Origin of the sequence: Saccharothrix hoggarensis (assembly GCF_042678885.1) — a bacterium.
Lineage (GTDB): Bacteria > Actinomycetota > Actinomycetes > Mycobacteriales > Pseudonocardiaceae > Actinosynnema > Actinosynnema hoggarensis.
Genome location: NZ_JBHTLK010000042.1, coordinates 1 through 17,177 on the forward strand (window position 1 = coordinate 1; position 17,177 = coordinate 17,177).

Consider the following 17,177-nt stretch of genomic DNA (forward strand, 5'->3'; position numbering starts at 1 on the left):
ACGGCGGGCGCCGAGTTCGGCCGCCGCTTCGCCTCGGCGGCCGTGCTGCCGGCCGGGACGGGCGTCGAGCGGTGGCGGCACCCCGAGGCGGGCGTGCTGCGGCTGGCGTACGAGAGCCTGGCCGTGCCGGGCGACGAGGACCACCGCCTCGTGGTCTACCTGCCCGCCGACGCCGCCACGTCCGACGCGCTGTCCGCGCACGTCATGGCTTCCGCCTGAGCGTTACGACCGTCCATTGTGGACGGGTCAGCGCACTACAACACCGCCGCGAGCTTTTCCATGGCGTGCAACGGATCTTCGCCGATGGGGAACAGCACGGCGCTGTCCACCCCGGCCGCGAACAGCTCGTCCAGCCGGGCGCGGGCGTCGTCGGGCGTGCCGGTCACCGCGAGCTGCCGCACCCACTCCTCGGGCAGCCGCCGCACGAACTCCTCCCGGCTCCCGCACTCCCGGCGCAGCGCCGCGAACTCCTCCGCGAACGGCAGCGGGGCGATGTGCGGCGTCCAGTCGGGCTCGCCGATCCACTCCAGCCCGGCCCGCACGGCGTCCACCGCCGCGCCCGCGTCGGCGTCCACCGCGGCGACGTTGTAGCCCACCAGCCGGTGCGGTCGCCGCGCGTCGATCCGCGCGAGCGCCGCCCGCGCGTACTCCGGCGTCGTCGGCTCGGCCAGGATCGTCCCGTCGGCGACCCGACCGGACACCGCCAGCGACCGCGGACCGCGCACCCCGGCCAGGACCGGCGGCGGGCTGTCCGGCACGCACGCGTCCTCCAGCCGGACCCCGTCCAGCGTGACGTGCCCGCCGTGCCGCTCGACCGCCTCACCGCGCAGCAACGCCGTCACCGCGCCCAGGTACTCCTCCAGCAGCGTCAACGGGCTGGCGGGCCACTCCCCCACCGACCGCATCCAGCCGGGCATCCCGTGCCCGATGCCGACGTCGACCCGTCCGGGGAACAGCTGGGCCAGCGTCGCCGCCTCCATCGCCGCGAACGCCGCGTTCCGCGCGCCCACCGGCAGCAGCCCGATGCCGACCCGGACGCGCGCCGTCACCGCCAGCACGGCCGAAGCCTGCGCCATCCCGCCCCGGAACCCCAGGTCCTCCACGACCCACAGCTCGTCGAACCCCAACTCGTCGGCACGCCGTGCGAACGGCAGCACCTGCGACGGCGCGAGGTCGCGCGGGAGCATCACGCCGACCGATCCGGAACGACTCACGACAGCTTCCCTCCAGCCAGGCAAGGTCCCCGCCCAGCCTAGGGATCACGGCCGTGCGGCACACCCTCGGGTGCGGCGCGCATTCGCCGCCGTGCGGGTGGCGCGCCACCCCGTTGCGCTACCCTCCCGTGACGACTTTGGGGGCTGTTGACGATGCTGTACTTCGGGGGCCTGTTCGGCGTGCTCACGCTGGGCCTGTGGCTGTTCTGCCTGGTCGACGTGATCACCACCGCCGACGGTGACACCAGGAACCTGCCCCGGCCGGGCTGGCTGGTGATCGTGCTGCTGTTCCCGCTGGTCGGCTCGGTCCTGTGGCTGGTCGCGGGCAGGCCGGCGCGGGCCGTCGGCAGGCCGCGGGCGTTCGAGCGCACCACGCCGGCGTTCCCCGAGTACGACCGCCCCGGCCGGTTCGCCGCCGCGGACGTCGAGTCGGACGAGGAGTTCCTGCGTCGCTGCCGCGAGCGCGCCGAGAGCCAGCGCCGCAAGGCGCGCGCGGCGGACGACGAGACGGCGTGACACCGCGCCCGTCCGTCCTCTGTGGACGGACGGGCGCACCGCTCAGCCGCTGAACTCGATCGTCCCGTCACGGCGGCCGCGGCGGACCATCCGGTTGAAGCTCAACGCCGCCACGGCGAACCACCCCGCGCCCACGCACACCTCCAGCGCGAGCTCCGGCAGCACTGTCGACGCCGGCCCGTCCGCGAGGAACGCCCGGATCGCGGCCAAGCCGTGCGTCATCGGCAGCACGGACGTGAGCGCGCGCAACCAGTCCGGCCAGAACGACGTCGGCACGTTCACGCCGCAGAACGTCATCAGCACCAGGTAGCTGAGGTTCAGCGCCAGCCACCGCGCCGACGGGAACCCGAGCACGAACGACGCGACGCACGTCCCGTAGCAGTAGCAGGACAGGCCCACCACCAGGATCATCAGCGGCACGAGCGCCGCCTCCGGCCACGGCAGGCGCACCCCGAACAGCGGCGGCAGCGCCAGGAACGCGACGGTGGACGCGACGACGCCCGACCCGAGGTTCACCAGCCCCCGGCTGAGGTACACGACGAGGTGGCTGGACGGCGCGGCCACCATCAGGGCGAGCGTCCCGGACTGCCGCTCGCCCACGGTCAGCAGGATGACCACGGTCGCGTCGATCGCCATGATCGCGACCAGGTTGCCGATGAGCAGGTAGTCGACCTTCTCCTGGGAGCCGAGCATCCGGCCGATCAGCGCGTAGAAGCACGCCTGGATCAGCAGGCGGGACAGCCACGTCAACGTCCACGACTTCCACGTGTGGAACGCCGTGTACATGACCCACGAGGCGATGAGGCCGTGCTTGAGCACGCGCGCCTGGTCACGCATACGTCACCGTCCCGAGCTCGCGCGCCCGGCGCAGGGCCACCGCCAGCAGCACCCGACCGGCGACCAGGGCCGCGGCGCCGAGGGCGACGACGGCCAGCAGCCGCCAGCCGGCGTTCAGGACGGGCGCGACGGCCAGGGCGTCCCGCATCAGGTCGGCCGACCACGACAGGAAGATCACGTGCGACAGCGGCCGCAGGAACTCCGGCAGGTACTGCACCGGCACCATCACGCCGGACAGCACGTAGATCGGGAAGCCGAGGAAGTTCAGGTAGTGGTGGCTGTTGCGGGACAGCAGCATGAACGTCGCCAGCAGCAGGCTGGTGCCCGTCATCGCGAACACCGACGCCGCCATGGCCGCCCAGAACACCCCCAGGTGGTGCACCGCCGGCGTCACGCCGAACAGGACCTTCCCCAGCAGCCACGTCTCGCCGAGCGGGACGACGCCGAGCGCCATCACCGCGGTGATCCGCCCCAGGTAGACGGAGTGCATGGCGCTGGGCGCCGCCATGCTCAGCTCCAGCGCCCGCACCCAGCGCTCGCCCACGAGCACCTCCGCCGCCAGTCCCGTGGCGAAGCCCCACAGCCCGATCAGCGTGGGCGCGAGGAACGCGTTGGCGACCAGGTCCGGACGGGCCGCGTGCATCACGATCGACAGCATCATCACCACGGTGAACGGGATGGTGCACAGCGACAGCAGGTCGTCGGGCTGCCTGCCGACCAGCCAGAACTGCGTGCGGACCCCGGACAGGAACAGGCGCACGCTCAGACCTCCATGCCGCGGCGGCCGATGAGGTCGAGGTAGACGTCCTCCAGCCGGGGCGGGACGGCGCGGACCGACCGCACCCCGCGGTCCAGCAGGAAGTCCAGCACCGCGCGCGCCGACCGGTCGTCGGTCGTCTTCACGCGCAGCACGCCGTTGCGGGTCTCGGTGTGCAGCACGCCGGGGATGGCGGTGACGTCGAGCGTCGTCTCTGCCTCGACCCAGCGGTGCAGCCCGGACATCTCGGCCAGGCCGCGCGGCGACTCGGTGGCGAGCACCCCGCCCTTGTCGATCAGCGTGACGCGGTCGCAGACCGCTTCGGCCTCGTCCATGTCGTGCGTGGTGATCAGGATGGTGCGGCCCTCGTCGCGCAGCTCGCCGATCAGCGCGCGGAAGTCCCGCGCCGCCACCGGGTCCATGCCGGTCGTCGGCTCGTCGAACAGGATCAGCTTCGGGTCGCCGACCAGCCCGCGGGCCAGGTGAACCCGCTGCTTCATGCCGCGCGAGAACGTCTCCACGAGGTCGTCGGCCTTGCCGTCGAGGCCCAGGCGCGACAGCAGCTCGTCGGCGCGCGCCTTGGCCCGCGCGTCCGGGATCTTGTAGAGGGACGCCCAGTAGCGCAGGGTCTGCCGCGCGGTGAGCTTGCCGTACAGGCCGCGTTCGCCGCCGAAGACGATGCCGATGTGCGCCCTGACCTCGGCCGCGTCGGCGACGACGTCGTGGCCGAGGACCTCGGCGGTGCCCGACGTGGGCAGCAGGATCGTGGACAGGATCTTGCACAACGTGGTCTTGCCCGCGCCGTTCGGGCCGAGCAGGCCGTGCACCTCGTTCGCCGGCACGTCCAGCGTCAGCCCGGCGAGCGCGGTCACCTCCTCGCCCCTGGGCCGCCACCCCTTGCCCTTGCGGTACGTCCTGACGAGGTTCCGGACGCGCACGCTCATGGTCACCCCCCGGTAATCCGCTCGAAGCTACCGGTACGGCGGTGACGCGCGCACGTGAAAACCCGACGCCCGGAAGGCGAGCCGCGGTCCTGGACGCCGTTCGGCGTCCTATCGGCCGGTGTCCTCACGGGCGGGCGGCGTCCACGGGGTCGTTCGCGGGAGCCAGGCGGGCACCGACCGGCGGTACTCCTCGTACTCCGCGCCGAACGTGCGCGCCAACGTGGGCTCCTCGTACCAGCGGACGAACGCGGCCGGCACGGCCCACGCCGCCGCCGCGTAGGCCAGCAGGCGGACGTTCCCGAACAGCACCGCCTGCCCGATGATCGACAGCAGCAGCCCCAGGTACATCGGGTTGCGCACGTGCCGGTTGAACCCCGACACCACCAGGCGCTCGGTCGGCGCGACCGGGATCGGCGTCCCGCCCGCCTTGACGAACTCCGCGAACGCCGACGTGGCCGGCACCAGCCCGGCGGCGACGAGGACCGCGCCGACGACCCGTGCCGCGCCGGGCAGCGGCCGCCGGACCCGCCACCGGGTGATCAGCCACGGGACCAGGCCGACCACCGTGCCCGGCGCCACCACGAAGAACCCCGCGCTGACGGCCGCGGCTCTCGACTTGCGCATGACGTCGTCCTTCCCCGGGTCAGCGGACGGCCAGCGCGAGGACGGCGGCGACGAACGCCACGCCCTGCCACAGCGCGCTGAAGCCGTACCAACGGGCGTAGCGGTCCAGGCGTGGGCGCAGCCGGTCGTGCTCGTCCGACGGCGTGCGCGTGACGCGGAACAGCGCGGGCAACGCCAACCCCGTGCCGACGAAAGCCACCACCGTGGCGGCGAGGGAGCCCGCGGTCCACCACGCCACGGCCGGCGGTTGGTCGGACGCGAACGCCGCCACCGTCGCCGTGACGGTCAGCAGCGCGCCCAGCCACGCCACCGGGACGTAGCTCTTGCCGCCGAGCCCGGCCAGGTTCGCGCGCAGGTAGTCGGCGTACGCGGGCAGTCCCACGCGGTGGCGCACCCGCGGGCTGACCACCGCCGAGTCGTAGATGATGCCCGCCCCGAGGCCGCGCACCACCGCGGTGACCACCAGCAGGACCTCGAACCACGTCATGGCTGCCAGTAGAGGTGGAACTCAGTACAATGTCAACTATAGTCGAGTACCATCCGCGCCGTGGACCCCAAGATCGTCGAAGCCGCGCTGGCCGCCGCACGGGAACGCGACCAGCCCGTGGCCGAGGTCCCGCTGGTGGTGATCGCCAAGGCCGCCGGGATGTCCCGCAGCACGCTGATCCGCCGCATCCGCCACCGGGCCGCGCTCGACCAGGCGTGCCGGGAGGCCGGCGTCGACCCCGGCAGCCGGGTCCCCGTGCGGGACCGCGCCGTCGCCGCGACCGCCCACCTCGTCACCCGGCACGGCCTCGGCGCGTTCACGCTGGAAGCCGTCGCCGACGCCGCGCGCTGCGCCGTGCCCAGCCTGTACGCCGTCTTCGGCAGCCGGGACGGCCTGCTCGCCGCCGTGTTCGACCACTACGGCCCGGTCCCGGACCTGCGCCAGCTGGCCGCCGACCCGCCCGCGGACGTCGAGGAGACCGTGCGCCGGGTCTACCGCGCGCTCACCGCGGTCTTCACCCGCGAGCCGCGCGTCATGCCCGCGCTCTTCGCCGACCTGCTCGCCCGCCCCGACGGCCCGGCGAGCCGCCTCGTGCACGCCACCCTGCCGTCCATGATCGTCCCGTTGGACGCCCTGCTCTCGCCGCACGTCCGCGCAGGCCGCCTGCGGCCCCTCCCCCTGCCGCTGCTGGTGCAACTGCTGATCGGCCCGCTGCTGGCGCACCTGCTGACCCGTTCCGCCCTGCGGGCGGTCCTGCCCGCCGACGTCCCCGGCTTCGACGACGTGTGCGACACCTTCACCGCCGCGTTCCTCCGCGCCGCCGCCCCGTAGCCCGGTCCACGGCGTCCCGCGCGCGGCCGTGGGAGCATCGGACGATGGCCGTCCCGCCCGACGACGCCCGCCGCCGACAGCTCCGCGACGAGTACAAGCGCGCCGAGCGGGAGGCCCGTGCCGCGTCACTGCCGCTGAACCGCGACCAGCTGACGGCGCTGGTCGACTTCGTGGACGCGCTCGTGCTCGCGGAGGGCTGCGACCACACGCTTCGCCACACCCGGACGTGGGTCGAAGCCCACGACCTCGACGGGGAGGCGATCGCGGACGGGTTGGCCGAGCTGGGCGGCTACTGCGACTGCGAGGTCGTCCTGAACTGCGGCCCGGAAGAGGTGTTCGGGTAACCGTGCCCGCTCACCGCTCGCGCCGCTCGACCGCCCGCGGGCTCCGGGCAAGCGAAAAGCGGCCGTCCCGGCAGATGTCGGGACGGCCGCTCTCCGCGATCACTAGCGCTTGTTGACCTTCAGCACGACCTCAGCGGTCGACGGGGCGTGGTTGGCGTCGCCGTCGTAGACCACGGTCAGCTGCCACCGGCCGACGCCGAGCGTGGCGGTGTCGATGGCGACGGTCGCGCGGCCGTCCACCAGGGTCGCCCGGCCCACCTCGAGGTCACCGCCGGAGATGATCCGGACGGCGCCGGTCGGGGTGAACGGGCCACCCCGCACCTCGACCAGGGCCGAGGCGTCACGGCCCAGCTTGACCGCGTCCCGGTTGAGGGTGGCGGTCGTCGTGCTCGGGTCGAGGGTCTCCCGCGGCACGGAGATCGTGTTGACCTCCTCGACGTGACCCGCGTGGTCGACGGCCCGGTACCGCACCGTCGTGGCGACGTCGCCGAACGCCAGCGGCGTGGTGTACGTCGCCCAGGCCGCGTCGCCCACCCGGTACTCGACCCGCGCGACGCCGGACGTGTCGTCCGCGGCCGTGATCGCCACGGACCGGGCCGCGTTGTCCCACGAGGCACGGCTCACCGGCGCCTGTGTGTCCACGTTGACCTCGCGGGTCACCGGGCTCGACGTGTTCCCGGTGACGTCCGTCGCCCTGGCCTGCACGGTGTGCCTGCCGTCGGTCAGCGTCACCACGTCGGTGGTGCGCCAGCCGCCGTCCACGGCCATCTCCACCGACTGCACGCCGGTCTCGTCGGCGGCCGCGGCCCTCACGTCGACCGGAACCGTGAACCAGTCGCCGGTCGGCGACGCGGGCGTCGTGCTCAACGACACCGTCGGGTCCGCGCGGTCGGTCACGATCACCGTCACCGTCGCGCGGAGCGCCTGGCCCACCAACGTTCCCTCTACCTGGAACGAGCCCCAGGAGCCGTACCGCGCCGGGTCCACGTCGGCCCAGTCGACCGCGGTCGCCCGGGTCGAGCCGTCCGCGTAGGTCACGTCCACAGTGGACGGCAGCGTCGGGGCCACGCCCTCACGGGTGCGCACCGACACCGATGCCACCGACTTGGCCAGCAGGTTCGGCTGCATCGCCGCGCGCAGCGCGTCCAGCTCGGCCTGGCTGATCGGGATGACCGTGCCGTGCCGCGGGCTGCGCGGCAGCGCCGAGTCCGGGACCGCCGTCCAGACGCCCGAGGCGATGTCGTCGGTCCGGAACGCCAGGTACCCCTGACCGCCGTGGTAGCTCGGCTGGTCGATCAGCATGTGCCAGCGCCCGGGCACCGCGTTGTCGCGGAACACCGTCGGGCCCTCGCCGCCGGTGAACGTCCCGCCCCACGGGTTGGGCTGGCCGACGCCGATGCGCTCGCGGACCAGGGACCACGGCGACGACGTCGTGGTCGGCAGCGTCCCGGTGACCGGGGCCAGGAGGTCGGTCGACCTCTCCTGCCGGACCGTCATGGACGCCTCGTCCTTGATGAACCGGTAGAACGTGTCCCCGTCGCGCACCACGGTCGCGTCGATCATGCCGAGACCGGTGCCCCGCTTGACGTCCACCCACGGCTTCGCCTCGCTGAACGTGCGGAAGTCGCGCGTCGTCGCGTACATCATCCGGTTGTAGGACGTCCGGAAGTCGCGGGAGGCCACGTCGGTCGTCGGGTAGAGGTTCGACGCCCAGTAGACGACGTAGTTGCCCGACGCCTCGTCGTAGAACGCCTCCGGCGCCCAGGTGTTGCCGGCGAAGTCCGACGACACCTTGATCATCCGCTGCTCCGACCAGTGCACCAGGTCGGTGGACTCCCACACCACCAGGTGCTTGCTGCCGGACTCCTGCGCCTCGCTGAAGTTGTTGCCGCCGAAGATCTTCAGGTCGGTCGCGAGCAGGTAGAACTTGTCGCCCTCGTGCGACCGGATGAGGAACGGGTCGCGCAGGCCCCGCTCCCCCAGGGTCGAGGTGAGCACGGGACGGCCGTTGTTCAGCTCGTCCCAGGACAGCGGGTCGTTCCCCTCCGACGCGGCGAAGTAGATCTTCTCGCCGTCGTCGGTGCTCTCACCGACGAAGTACGGGAAGAAGTACGCCTCGTGCACCGCCGGGGCGGGCAGCGGGAGCACGGTGATCGGGATCGTGCGGGTCGCCGTGCCGCCGTTCAGCGTGGCGGTGACCGTCAGGTCCACCGCCACCGGCTCGCCGCCGTGCGCGGGCCGGGTCACTTCGCCGGTGTCCGTCACCACGCTCCCGTCGCTCGACTGCCACGTCAACGTCGCGCCGTGGGCGCCGGCCAGGGGGAGGGCGAGGTTCCCCCGGACGCCGTCGGCGTCGGTCAGCGTGACGGCGTCGACCGCCGCCTGCGCCGTGTTCTCCGCCGCGTACGAGGCCACCAGGCCCCGGCCGACCGGCCCCGCCGCGTGGGCGGGCACGGCGGCCAGGCCGGCCGCCACGAGCGCGGCGCCCAGCAGCGCGAGGGTGGTCCGCTTCCGCATGGCGATCTTCATCCCGATCACCCTCTCCGCTTGGTGACCCGCACGACCACGCTGGTCTGCGAGGGGCTGTGCCCGCCGTCGCCGAGGTAGCGCACGACGAGGGTGTGGTCACCGACGCTCAGGCCGCTGGTGTCGAGCGACACCGTGGCGGTTCCGTTGGTCGAGGTCGCTGATGCCAGGGGCACGGACGACTCCAGGATTCGGATCTCGCCGGTCGGCGTCGTGCCGCCGGACGTGCTGCCGACCTTCACGGTCAGCGGGAGGGCGGCGCCCTGCTCGACCCTCGGCTTCGACGGCGTCACCGTCGTCGTGGTCGACTTCAACTGCGCCTGCTTCGCGGGCACCACGACCGTTCCGGGCGCCTCGACGTTGCCCAGCCGGTCGACCGCGCGGAACTGCACCGCGGTCTCGGCGTCGCCGACCACGACCGGGGTCGTGTACGGCCGCCAGTCGGCCGTGCCGATCCGGGTCTCGACCCGGTCGACCCCGACGCCCGCGTCCGCGGACCGGACCGCGACGGTGCGCGCGGCGCCGTCCACAGTGGCGTTGGAGACCGGTGCCAGGTCGTCGACGCCGAACGTCACCGGCCGGACCTCGCCGATGTTGCCCGCCGCGTCCACGGCGCGGACCTCCACGGTGTGCCGGCCGTCGCCGGCGACCTGGACCTCCGTGCCGGGGACCCACGCGCCGCCGTTGACGCGGAACTCGATCCGGTCGAGCCGCCGGTCGTCGGTGGCGGTCGCCGTCACGGTGACCGGGTCGCCGTACCAGCCGTTGACCGCCGTGCCCCGCAGCGTCACCTCGCCGACGACCGGTGCGACGCCGTCGGTCGTGCGCAGCCGCAGGAACGTGATCGACTGCGCGGGGAAGTCGTAGCTGAAGTCGTTCGACAGCCCGCTGATCTGCCGGGTGGCAGGCACCACCTTGGTCGGGTTCGCCTTGGTGTTGGTGTCACCGGGCGCGCCCGTCATCTGGACGACCTCGCCGTCGGGCAGCACGCCCGCGTCCGCGACCGTGACCCGCGTGCGGACGGTCTCGGTCGAGGTGTTGACCACCTTGGCCACGATGTCGCCGCTCGCCTCGTCCCGCGTGACGACCTGGAACAGCTTCTCGTCCGCGCCGGAGTCGTAGGTCATCTGCAGCTGGTCGTTGAGGTACAGCGAGATGGTGTTGCCCGCGACGACGACCTTCACCCGGTACGTCGCGCCGGTGTCCACGCTGTGGCCCTCGACGGACTTCACCTCGACCGCGCTGCCGCCGGACGCCTTCTGCAGCACCGACCGGGTGTTGTTCCAGCCGCCGAGGTTCCACCAGTAGAAGTCGTTGGTGGCCTGGGCGCCGAAGCCGATGAGGAAGCCCTCGGCGCCGGAGATCTTCTTGGCGTCGAGCTCCAGCGTGTAGTTCGTCCAGCCCTTCGCGTACGCGTCGTCGATGATGCTGCGGGCGTCCGTGGTCGTCGCGGACGACTGGACGTACTGGCCGTCGGAGACGGCCCAGCTGCCGGCGGTCGGGTTCCACTGGTCGCCGTTGGCGAAGTCGTCGGAGAACAACGTCTCACCGTTGGCGTTGGACGTCACCCGGACGTTGTCGTACGCGGCGGCGGTGTTCCAGGTGGACAGGAAGATGCCGCCGTTGACGACCGACTGGTTGACCGAACCGGTGAAGGTGCTCGGCACGACCTCGTCGCCGACGTTGTTGCCGAACATCTTCTGCACCTCCCAGTTGGGGGTGTTCCAGGACTCGTCGTTGTCGAACCAGATGGCGTCCGGGTTCCACTGCACGTGCGACTCGTTGGACAGCAGCGGCGCGTACGACGCCAGCCGGACCACGTCCGCGTTCCGCTGGAGGCCCGTCATGTACGACGCCTCGGCCAGGGCGTTGTGGAACGTGTTGCCGCGCGAGGCGTACTCGCCCAGGAACACCTTGGGGCCGTTGCGGTCGTAGCTGTCGTAGCGGTGGTTGTTCAGCAGGAACCAGTCGGGGTCGTTGTAGTAGTGCTCGTCGACCATGTCGACGTTCTGGCGGCGGTTGTAGTCCCACAGGGCGTCGAACCGCGCGCCCGCGTCGTCCGGGCCGGAGTTGGAGATGATGGTGATGTCCGGGTACCGGGCCTCGATGGCGTCCCGGAAGGCCGGGAAGTTCGCCTCGAACGTGGTGGTGTTCTCCTCGTTGCCCAGGCCGATCATCTCCAGCCCGAACGGCTCCGGGTGGCCGAGCGCGGCCCGCTTGGCGCCCCACTCGGTGGTGACGTCGCCGTTGGCGAACTCGATCAGGTCGAGGGTGTCGTCGACCCAGCGGGCGATCATCGCCGGGTCCTTCATCTCGGGGATGGTGCTGCCGCAGCCGTTCGCGCCCACCGACACCACGGGCAGCGGCTCGGCGCCCAGGTCCTCGGCGAACTTGAAGTACTCGAGGTAGCCGATGCCGTAGGACTGGTTGTAGCCCCAGAAGTTCCAGTTGGCCGGCCGCTCCTCGACCGGGCCGATGGTCTCCTTCCACTGGTAGGTGCGGCGGCGGTCGGTGTAGCCGCTCTCCTCGTACGTGCGGAACGTGCCGACGTTGGTGACGCAGCCGCCGGGGAAGCGCAGGAACGTCGGCTTCATCGCGGCGATCTTCTCGGCCAGGTCCTTGCGCAGCACCGACTTGCCGTTCACCGGGCCGACCCAGCGGTCCTGCGGCATGACCGAGATCATGTCGAGGCCGACGACGGACGCCGCGCCCGCCGTGACGACGAGCCGGGCCGCGTCGGTCGTGGCGGAGGCGGTCAGCGTCACCGGGTACTGCTTCCAGGTGTCCGAACCGTCGACGGCCACGGAGCCCTCGGCGTAGGTGACGGCGCCGTCCGCGCTGACCAGCCGGACCGCCAGGTTCTGCGCGGTCGTGGTGCGCGCCCACACCGAGGCGTCGTACTGCGCGCCCGCCTTGAGCGCGAAGCCGCGGTTGTAGCCGATGTTGCGCAGACCGTCGCCGGGGCCGTCGGCGATCAGCCGGAAGTGGTTGCGGTTCATCGGGTTGAGCCGGGTGTCGTCGTTGACGACCAGCGCTTGCGGTGCCGTGCCGCCGCCGTTGACGACCTCCCAGGCGGTCATGCCGGTGAAGCCCGCGTTGTCCGAGGAGTTGAACTCGAACGACCGGTTGCGCACGAGTTCGGCGTAGAGGCCGCCGTCCGCGGCGTAGTTGATGTCCTCGTAGAAGATGCCGAACATCGTGTCGCTGATCTGCGCGGCGGCCGCGTCGCCGTCGATGGCCAGCTCGGCGGTCGACGTGCTGACCTGGGCGAGCTTGAAGCGGACGGCGGAGGCCTTGTCGCCGAGCACCAGCGGACCCGTGCCGCCCGCGTAGCCGGCGCCCTCGGCGTCACGCAGGAACAGCTCGCCGCCCGCGGCGTCGGTCAGCCGCACGGGCGAGGCCGCGCCGCCGGTCTGGCCGAGCGCGAGGCGGCCGTCGGTGACGACGAGCGGCCGGTCGCCGTCGGTGGTACGCAGGTGCACCGTGCCGCCGGCCTGGGCGGCCGCGGTGAAGACCAGCGTGGACAGCGGCGGCTCGGGCGAGAGCGCCAGCCCGCCCTCGGTCTCGACCAGGTGGCCGCCCGCGGCGCTCTTGATCGAGAACGTGCCCGCGGGCTGGACGTCACGGCCGGCGGCCGCGGTGATCCGGAAGTCGTCGAAGGCGGCGTCGAGCGTCGAGCCGTCGAGCGCGCCGAAGGCGTAGACGCCGACCTGGGTCGTCTGGAACGCGGCGGTGACCGACGAGGCGTCCACCCACGCGCCGGAGGCGTTCTTGTACCGGGTGGTGATGGTGTCGCCGACCCGCTGGAGCTGCAACGTCTCGCCGGTCGAGCCCGGCCGGTCGACGAACCGCTCGGCGCGGAACGCGGCGGCCGTCTCGACGTCGTTCTCGATCGCGATCCCGGACGGGGCCAGCGTGCCGACGTAGGTCAGGCCCGAGCGGACGTAGTTGTCCATGTCCTGCCAGGCGATCAGCCCGGCGCCCTGGTAGGTCTTGGCGACCTGGGCGCGCACGGTCACCTCGGCGGTGAAGTCGCCCGCCGGGATGTCGACCAGGAACACGTTCCGGGCGGTGTTGACCGCCTGGTAGGTGTCACCGGTCTGGCCGGTGACGCGCAGGGTGCCGTCGAGGAGGGTCCAACCGCCCGGGTCCTCGTTGACGATCTCCCACTCCGGCCGGAGCGTCGTCGAGGCGAAGTCGTCCGTCCACGTCTCCCCTTCGACCGCCCCCGCGCTGGGGGCGGTCACCGCGGAGAGCGTGACCCCGAGGGTGACCGGCAGAGCCGCGGCCACCAGCGCACTGATCCACCGTCGACCCGGTCTTCCGACCGGCCGTCGCGCTGTCGTCATGAGGGGTGCTCCACTCTGAGTTCCACCGCCGTAGGAAATGCCAGCGTTTACCACCGGGGAGTGTGAGCGTTAACAGACGCGACCGTCAAGGGATGGTTTGCAGCGGTGCAGAGGGCGCGAGGCGGCACCTCCTTCGGTAGTGAGCGTTCACAAATAACGCGCAGCCAACTGGTTGACCCCGCGTTCCGCCGTGCCGCTGACAGGACCAACGAGGCCGACTCCGCAGGGTGATCCGGCGTCTCAACTGGCCACGTCGGCCGGACGACGCGCCGAGCGACCGCACCGTCCCCTTCCGGAACCTCAGTCGCCGGCCTCAGACTCCCCCGGCGACACCGCGCCACCCGATTCACGCCACTCACACCATTGGGCGGGTTCGGCTCCCGGCAATGTCGTGTCAAACGGGGACGCCGTCCCGTCTCGACACAGCGCACGTGACACGGCAACGCCTGACCCACAGCGCTCCTACCTGGCGTTTTATTCTGCGGCAGCGCCTGGGATATCACTTCCGGTCAGCGCGGGATGGACGAAAGTAAGGGCGAACTCCTGACCATCGCGCACTGTGCGCCCACGTCTATCGACCCCTACCTTCCCCCTGTTCCGCAGGACAACCTTGCCGAAATTCGGCGCATCGGAGAATGGGGTCTCAGTGGCGCTTCCGGACAACGCGGTCACCGCTGCCGAACCGGACAGCCGTGCGCCGACGAACGTCGAGGACGTGCCGGACGTCAGCGCCGCCTGGTACCTCGACGTCATCCGCTTCGCGGAGGGCACGCCGCCCTGGTTCCAGTCGTTCGCCGGGTTCTTCACGGAGGCGGCGATCGTGCTGCTGCTGGGCTTCGTGCTGTCGGGCTGGTGGCGCGCCCGGGCACTGCCCGCCCGCGCGATGGCGTTCGCGCTGCTCGCCCCGGCCGGCGTGGTGGTGGCGTACCTGCTGAGCGAAGTGATCAAGAGCGGCTACGAGGTCGAACGGCCGTGCCGCACGCTCGGCGTCGTCGTGACGATCGCGGAGTGCCCGCCACCGGGTGACTGGTCGTTCCCCAGCAACCACTCCGTGATCGCGGGCGCCGCCGCGATCGGCGTGCTCCTGGCGTGGCGCCTGCTCGGCGCGACCGCCGTCCCGGTCGCGTTGGCCGCGGCCGCCTCACGGGTGTTCGTCGGGGCGCACTACCCGCACGACGCCGTCGTCGGCCTGGTCTTCGGCGCGCTGGTCGCCCTGATCACCGTGCCGGTCCTCCTGCTCCCGACCACCGCTCTCGTCCAAAGGCTGCGCCACCACGACAAGGCCGGTGTCCTGCTGGCCACGGAAGCGGTTCGGCGTCTCGGGCACGACCAGGCGACGCGTCCCGACCGCACTCACCCTCCACGCGGGTAGTCCAAGCTCCGGCTTCCGCTACGGGGAGTCGTCCACCAGGTTCGCGTGGTGGGCGATGATGGCGACCTGGACGCGGTTGCGGACCCCGAGGTGCTTGAACAGCGCGCCGGCGTACGCCTTGACCGTTCCCTCGACCACGTGCAGCCGTGCGGCGATCTCGGCGTTCGACAGGCCCGCGCCGATGAGGCGCAACACTTCCACCTCCCGTCCGCTCAGGCCTTCGACCCGGTTCCTCGCCTCCCTGGCCCTCACGGCACGCGACCCCGGACGAGTGCCGCCGTACGCGCGGATCACCCGTTTCGCCACCTGCGGCGACAGGTACGCCCCACCGGCCTTCACCGCGCGAATGCCCACCGCCAGCTCACGGGGATCACCGGTCTTGAGCAGGAAGCCGTCGGCGCCCAGTTCGAGAGCCTGGGCGACGTAGTGGTCGTCGGAGAACGTCGTCAGCATCAGCACGCCCGTGCCCGGAGCGACCTCCACGATCTCGCCGGTGGCCGCGATCCCGTCCAGCACGGGCATCCGCACGTCCATCAGCACGACGTCCGGGCGGTGCTCCAAGACCACGTCGACCGCTTCCCGCCCGTCGCCCGCCTCGCCGACCACCTCGATCTCCGGGTCGCTGTCCAGGATGGCGCGGACGCCGGCGCGGACCAGCGCCTCGTCGTCGGCCAGCACGACCCGGATCGCCCGCGGTCCCCCTCCGGCACTCACTTCCCCGCCTCCTGCCCGATGCGCGCCAGCACGTCCTTGCCCACCAACCGGTCGTCGCGGAAGCACAGGCGGTACACGTCGAAAGCCGTCGGCAGGAATCCGCCTTCGGACCGGTAGAACTCGCACGTCGAGCCCGGCGGTTCCGCGGGCGCCGGGCCGAAACCGCGCTCGGGCGCCTGCCGATCGGGCACCACGTCCGCGACGGCCGACCGCGCCGCGCCCAGCTCCAGCCGGTGGAACGACTCGGGCGGCAACGTCGAGGTGACCGTGTCGTAGGCGTAGAGGCCCATCAGCACCACCACCAGGCACGTCCCGAGCGCCACCGGGGTGAGGAACGCGAGCGTCAAACGCTTGCGCACACCGTGCCGCGCGCGGTCGAACTCGTCGGCCACGGTGGGGTTCTCGTCCGCCTCGACGCCCGGACCGTCGCCGATCACGTCCTCGGCCCGAGGCAACCGCACCAGCACTCGGTAACCACCCTCGTGCGGACCGGCGCGCAGCGTGCCGCCGACCAGCCTGACCCGTTCCCGCAGCTCGGCCAGCCCGCGCCCACCGCGTGAGGGGTCGGACGGCGCCGGCTCGGCGGGCGGGCCGTTGGTCACGGCGATCCGGACCTCGTCGTCCAAGCCCTGCAGGAGCACGGACACCTCGGCGCCCGGCGCGTGCTTGGTGGCGTTGGTGATCGCCTCCTGCACCGCCCGGTACGCGGCCCGGTAGCGCATCGGTTCCACGTCCTCGACGTCACCGGTGGTGACCAGGTCGACGGCCACGCCCGCGGCCGCCGCCCTGGCGACCAGGTCGCCGATGCGCTCGCCGCCGGCGATCGCCGGTTCCGGATCGTCCTCCCGCAGCAGGTCGATGATGTCGTGCAGCTGCTCGGTGGCCAGCGCGATGCTCTCGCGCAACGTCGTGGCCGCGGCCCGGTGCCGCTCGTCCACGTCGGCGGCGACCTCCAGCGCGCCCGCCTTGAGCGCGGCCAGGCTGAGGTGGTGGCCGAGCGAGTCGTGCATGTCGTGCGCGATGCGGGCCCGCTCCCGCAGCCGTGCCTGCTCCGCCACGATCCGCTGCCGCTCCTCCAACCGGGCCGCCCGCTCCCAGCCGGCCCTGACCAGCCGCACCTGCTGCCGCCGATAACGGCCGATCAACCAGGGGAACACCCCGAACACGACGAACCCGCCGAGACGCACCATCCAGGTGTACAGATCGACGCCGAGCGACAGCACCACGACCGACCCGACCACGATCACACCAGGAAACACCGCCCGCGCCACCCGGCCGTCGGACACCCTGCGCCCGACCAGGTAGCTCATCACCACCACAGCCGGCAGGAACCGCCAGTCCACCGCCGCGGCAATGGTCGCCACGACCGAGGCCACCAGCGGCAACCTGCGGGCGAGCACAACCATCACCGCGGTAGCCACAAGTCCGACCGCCAACGACAGCCCAAGCCCTTGGCCGAGGAACGGCGCACCCAGCCCCACCCACAGCCCGACGTCGACGAGCCGCCCACGAACGGTGACAGACCTGGCCGGAAGGGGCGTGACAACAACCCCCAACCCCAAACCCCTCACCAGATCACCCTACCGGCCCGCATTACGGCCCATTGCTCACTGTCGACGCCCATCTCATGCCTGCGCCCGCCGGCTCGTGATCGTGATTTCG

The 17,177-nt window shown here is 72.1% G+C and carries 15 protein-coding genes; 5 read left to right on the plus strand and 10 right to left on the minus strand.

The window, feature by feature from the left end; translation table 11 throughout:
- The coding region (locus tag ACFQ3T_RS10975; RefSeq protein ID WP_452603477.1) for an MmyB family transcriptional regulator at positions 1-219 on the plus strand (219 nt) is incomplete at its 5' end.
- 35 nt (positions 220-254) lie between these two features.
- Here the strand turns inward: ACFQ3T_RS10975 and ACFQ3T_RS10980 are convergent.
- Positions 255-1,214 (minus strand): LLM class flavin-dependent oxidoreductase, encoded by a 960-nt coding sequence (locus ACFQ3T_RS10980; protein WP_380722959.1) that lies wholly within the window; start codon positions 1,212-1,214, stop codon positions 255-257.
- 153 nt (positions 1,215-1,367) lie between these two features.
- On the opposite strand from ACFQ3T_RS10980, the gene ACFQ3T_RS10985 reads away from it, so the two are divergent.
- Positions 1,368-1,730, plus strand: a complete 363-nt coding sequence (locus tag ACFQ3T_RS10985) for a PLD nuclease N-terminal domain-containing protein (protein WP_380722961.1) — start codon at positions 1,368-1,370, stop codon at positions 1,728-1,730.
- A 42-nt stretch (positions 1,731-1,772) separates the two neighbouring features.
- Here ACFQ3T_RS10985 and ACFQ3T_RS10990 read toward each other — a convergent pair whose 3' ends face one another.
- The 5 genes from ACFQ3T_RS10990 to ACFQ3T_RS11010 form a co-directional block, all read right to left on the minus strand.
- Positions 1,773-2,567, minus strand: a complete 795-nt coding sequence (locus ACFQ3T_RS10990) for an ABC transporter permease (protein WP_380722963.1) — start codon at positions 2,565-2,567, stop codon at positions 1,773-1,775.
- Positions 2,560-3,327 carry an ABC transporter permease gene (locus ACFQ3T_RS10995; protein ID WP_380722965.1) on the minus strand — a complete coding sequence of 256 codons (768 nt, stop codon included), beginning with the start codon at positions 3,325-3,327 and terminating at the stop codon, positions 2,560-2,562. Before ACFQ3T_RS10995 ends, ACFQ3T_RS10990 begins: the two co-directional genes overlap by 8 nt.
- A gap of 2 nt (positions 3,328-3,329) precedes the next feature.
- Positions 3,330-4,268 carry an ABC transporter ATP-binding protein gene (locus ACFQ3T_RS11000; RefSeq protein WP_380722967.1) on the minus strand — a complete coding sequence of 313 codons (939 nt, stop codon included), beginning with the start codon at positions 4,266-4,268 and terminating at the stop codon, positions 3,330-3,332.
- Between the two features lie 108 nt (positions 4,269-4,376).
- Complete coding sequence (locus ACFQ3T_RS11005) at positions 4,377-4,892, minus strand: methyltransferase family protein (RefSeq protein ID WP_380722969.1); 516 nt, start codon at positions 4,890-4,892, stop codon at positions 4,377-4,379.
- 19 nt (positions 4,893-4,911) lie between these two features.
- Positions 4,912-5,379: a hypothetical protein gene (locus ACFQ3T_RS11010; protein ID WP_380722971.1), complete on the minus strand. Its 468-nt coding sequence runs from the start codon at positions 5,377-5,379 to the stop codon at positions 4,912-4,914.
- A 60-nt stretch (positions 5,380-5,439) separates the two neighbouring features.
- Between ACFQ3T_RS11010 and ACFQ3T_RS11015 the strand changes: the two genes are divergently transcribed.
- The gene (locus ACFQ3T_RS11015; protein ID WP_380722973.1) at positions 5,440-6,210 is read left to right on the plus strand and encodes a TetR/AcrR family transcriptional regulator; all 771 of its coding nucleotides are present in this window, start codon (positions 5,440-5,442) and stop codon (positions 6,208-6,210) included.
- A 44-nt stretch (positions 6,211-6,254) separates the two neighbouring features.
- Positions 6,255-6,554, plus strand: coding sequence for a DUF2695 domain-containing protein (locus ACFQ3T_RS11020; protein ID WP_380722975.1), 300 nt, complete (start codon positions 6,255-6,257; stop codon positions 6,552-6,554).
- A 102-nt stretch (positions 6,555-6,656) separates the two neighbouring features.
- On the opposite strand, the gene ACFQ3T_RS11025 is transcribed toward ACFQ3T_RS11020, so the two are convergent.
- Both ACFQ3T_RS11025 and ACFQ3T_RS11030 read right to left on the minus strand, forming a co-directional pair.
- Complete coding sequence (locus ACFQ3T_RS11025; RefSeq protein ID WP_380722977.1) at positions 6,657-9,083, minus strand: OmpL47-type beta-barrel domain-containing protein; 2,427 nt, start codon at positions 9,081-9,083, stop codon at positions 6,657-6,659.
- A gap of 5 nt (positions 9,084-9,088) precedes the next feature.
- Positions 9,089-13,327, minus strand: a complete 4,239-nt coding sequence (locus tag ACFQ3T_RS11030; protein WP_380722978.1) for an alpha-L-arabinofuranosidase C-terminal domain-containing protein — start codon at positions 13,325-13,327, stop codon at positions 9,089-9,091.
- Between the two features lie 748 nt (positions 13,328-14,075).
- Here ACFQ3T_RS11030 and ACFQ3T_RS11035 point away from each other — a divergent pair.
- Positions 14,076-14,801, plus strand: coding sequence for a phosphatase PAP2 family protein (locus tag ACFQ3T_RS11035; RefSeq protein ID WP_380722980.1), 726 nt, complete (start codon positions 14,076-14,078; stop codon positions 14,799-14,801).
- Positions 14,802-14,819: 18 nt separating this feature from the next.
- On the opposite strand, the gene ACFQ3T_RS11040 is transcribed toward ACFQ3T_RS11035, so the two are convergent.
- Complete coding sequence (locus ACFQ3T_RS11040) at positions 14,820-15,515, minus strand: response regulator transcription factor (protein ID WP_380722982.1); 696 nt, start codon at positions 15,513-15,515, stop codon at positions 14,820-14,822.
- Positions 15,512-16,915: a sensor histidine kinase gene (locus ACFQ3T_RS11045; protein ID WP_380722984.1), complete on the minus strand. Its 1,404-nt coding sequence runs from the start codon at positions 16,913-16,915 to the stop codon at positions 15,512-15,514. The genes ACFQ3T_RS11040 and ACFQ3T_RS11045 overlap by 4 nt, the downstream gene beginning before the upstream one ends.
- Between the last annotated feature and the right edge of the window lie 262 nt (positions 16,916-17,177).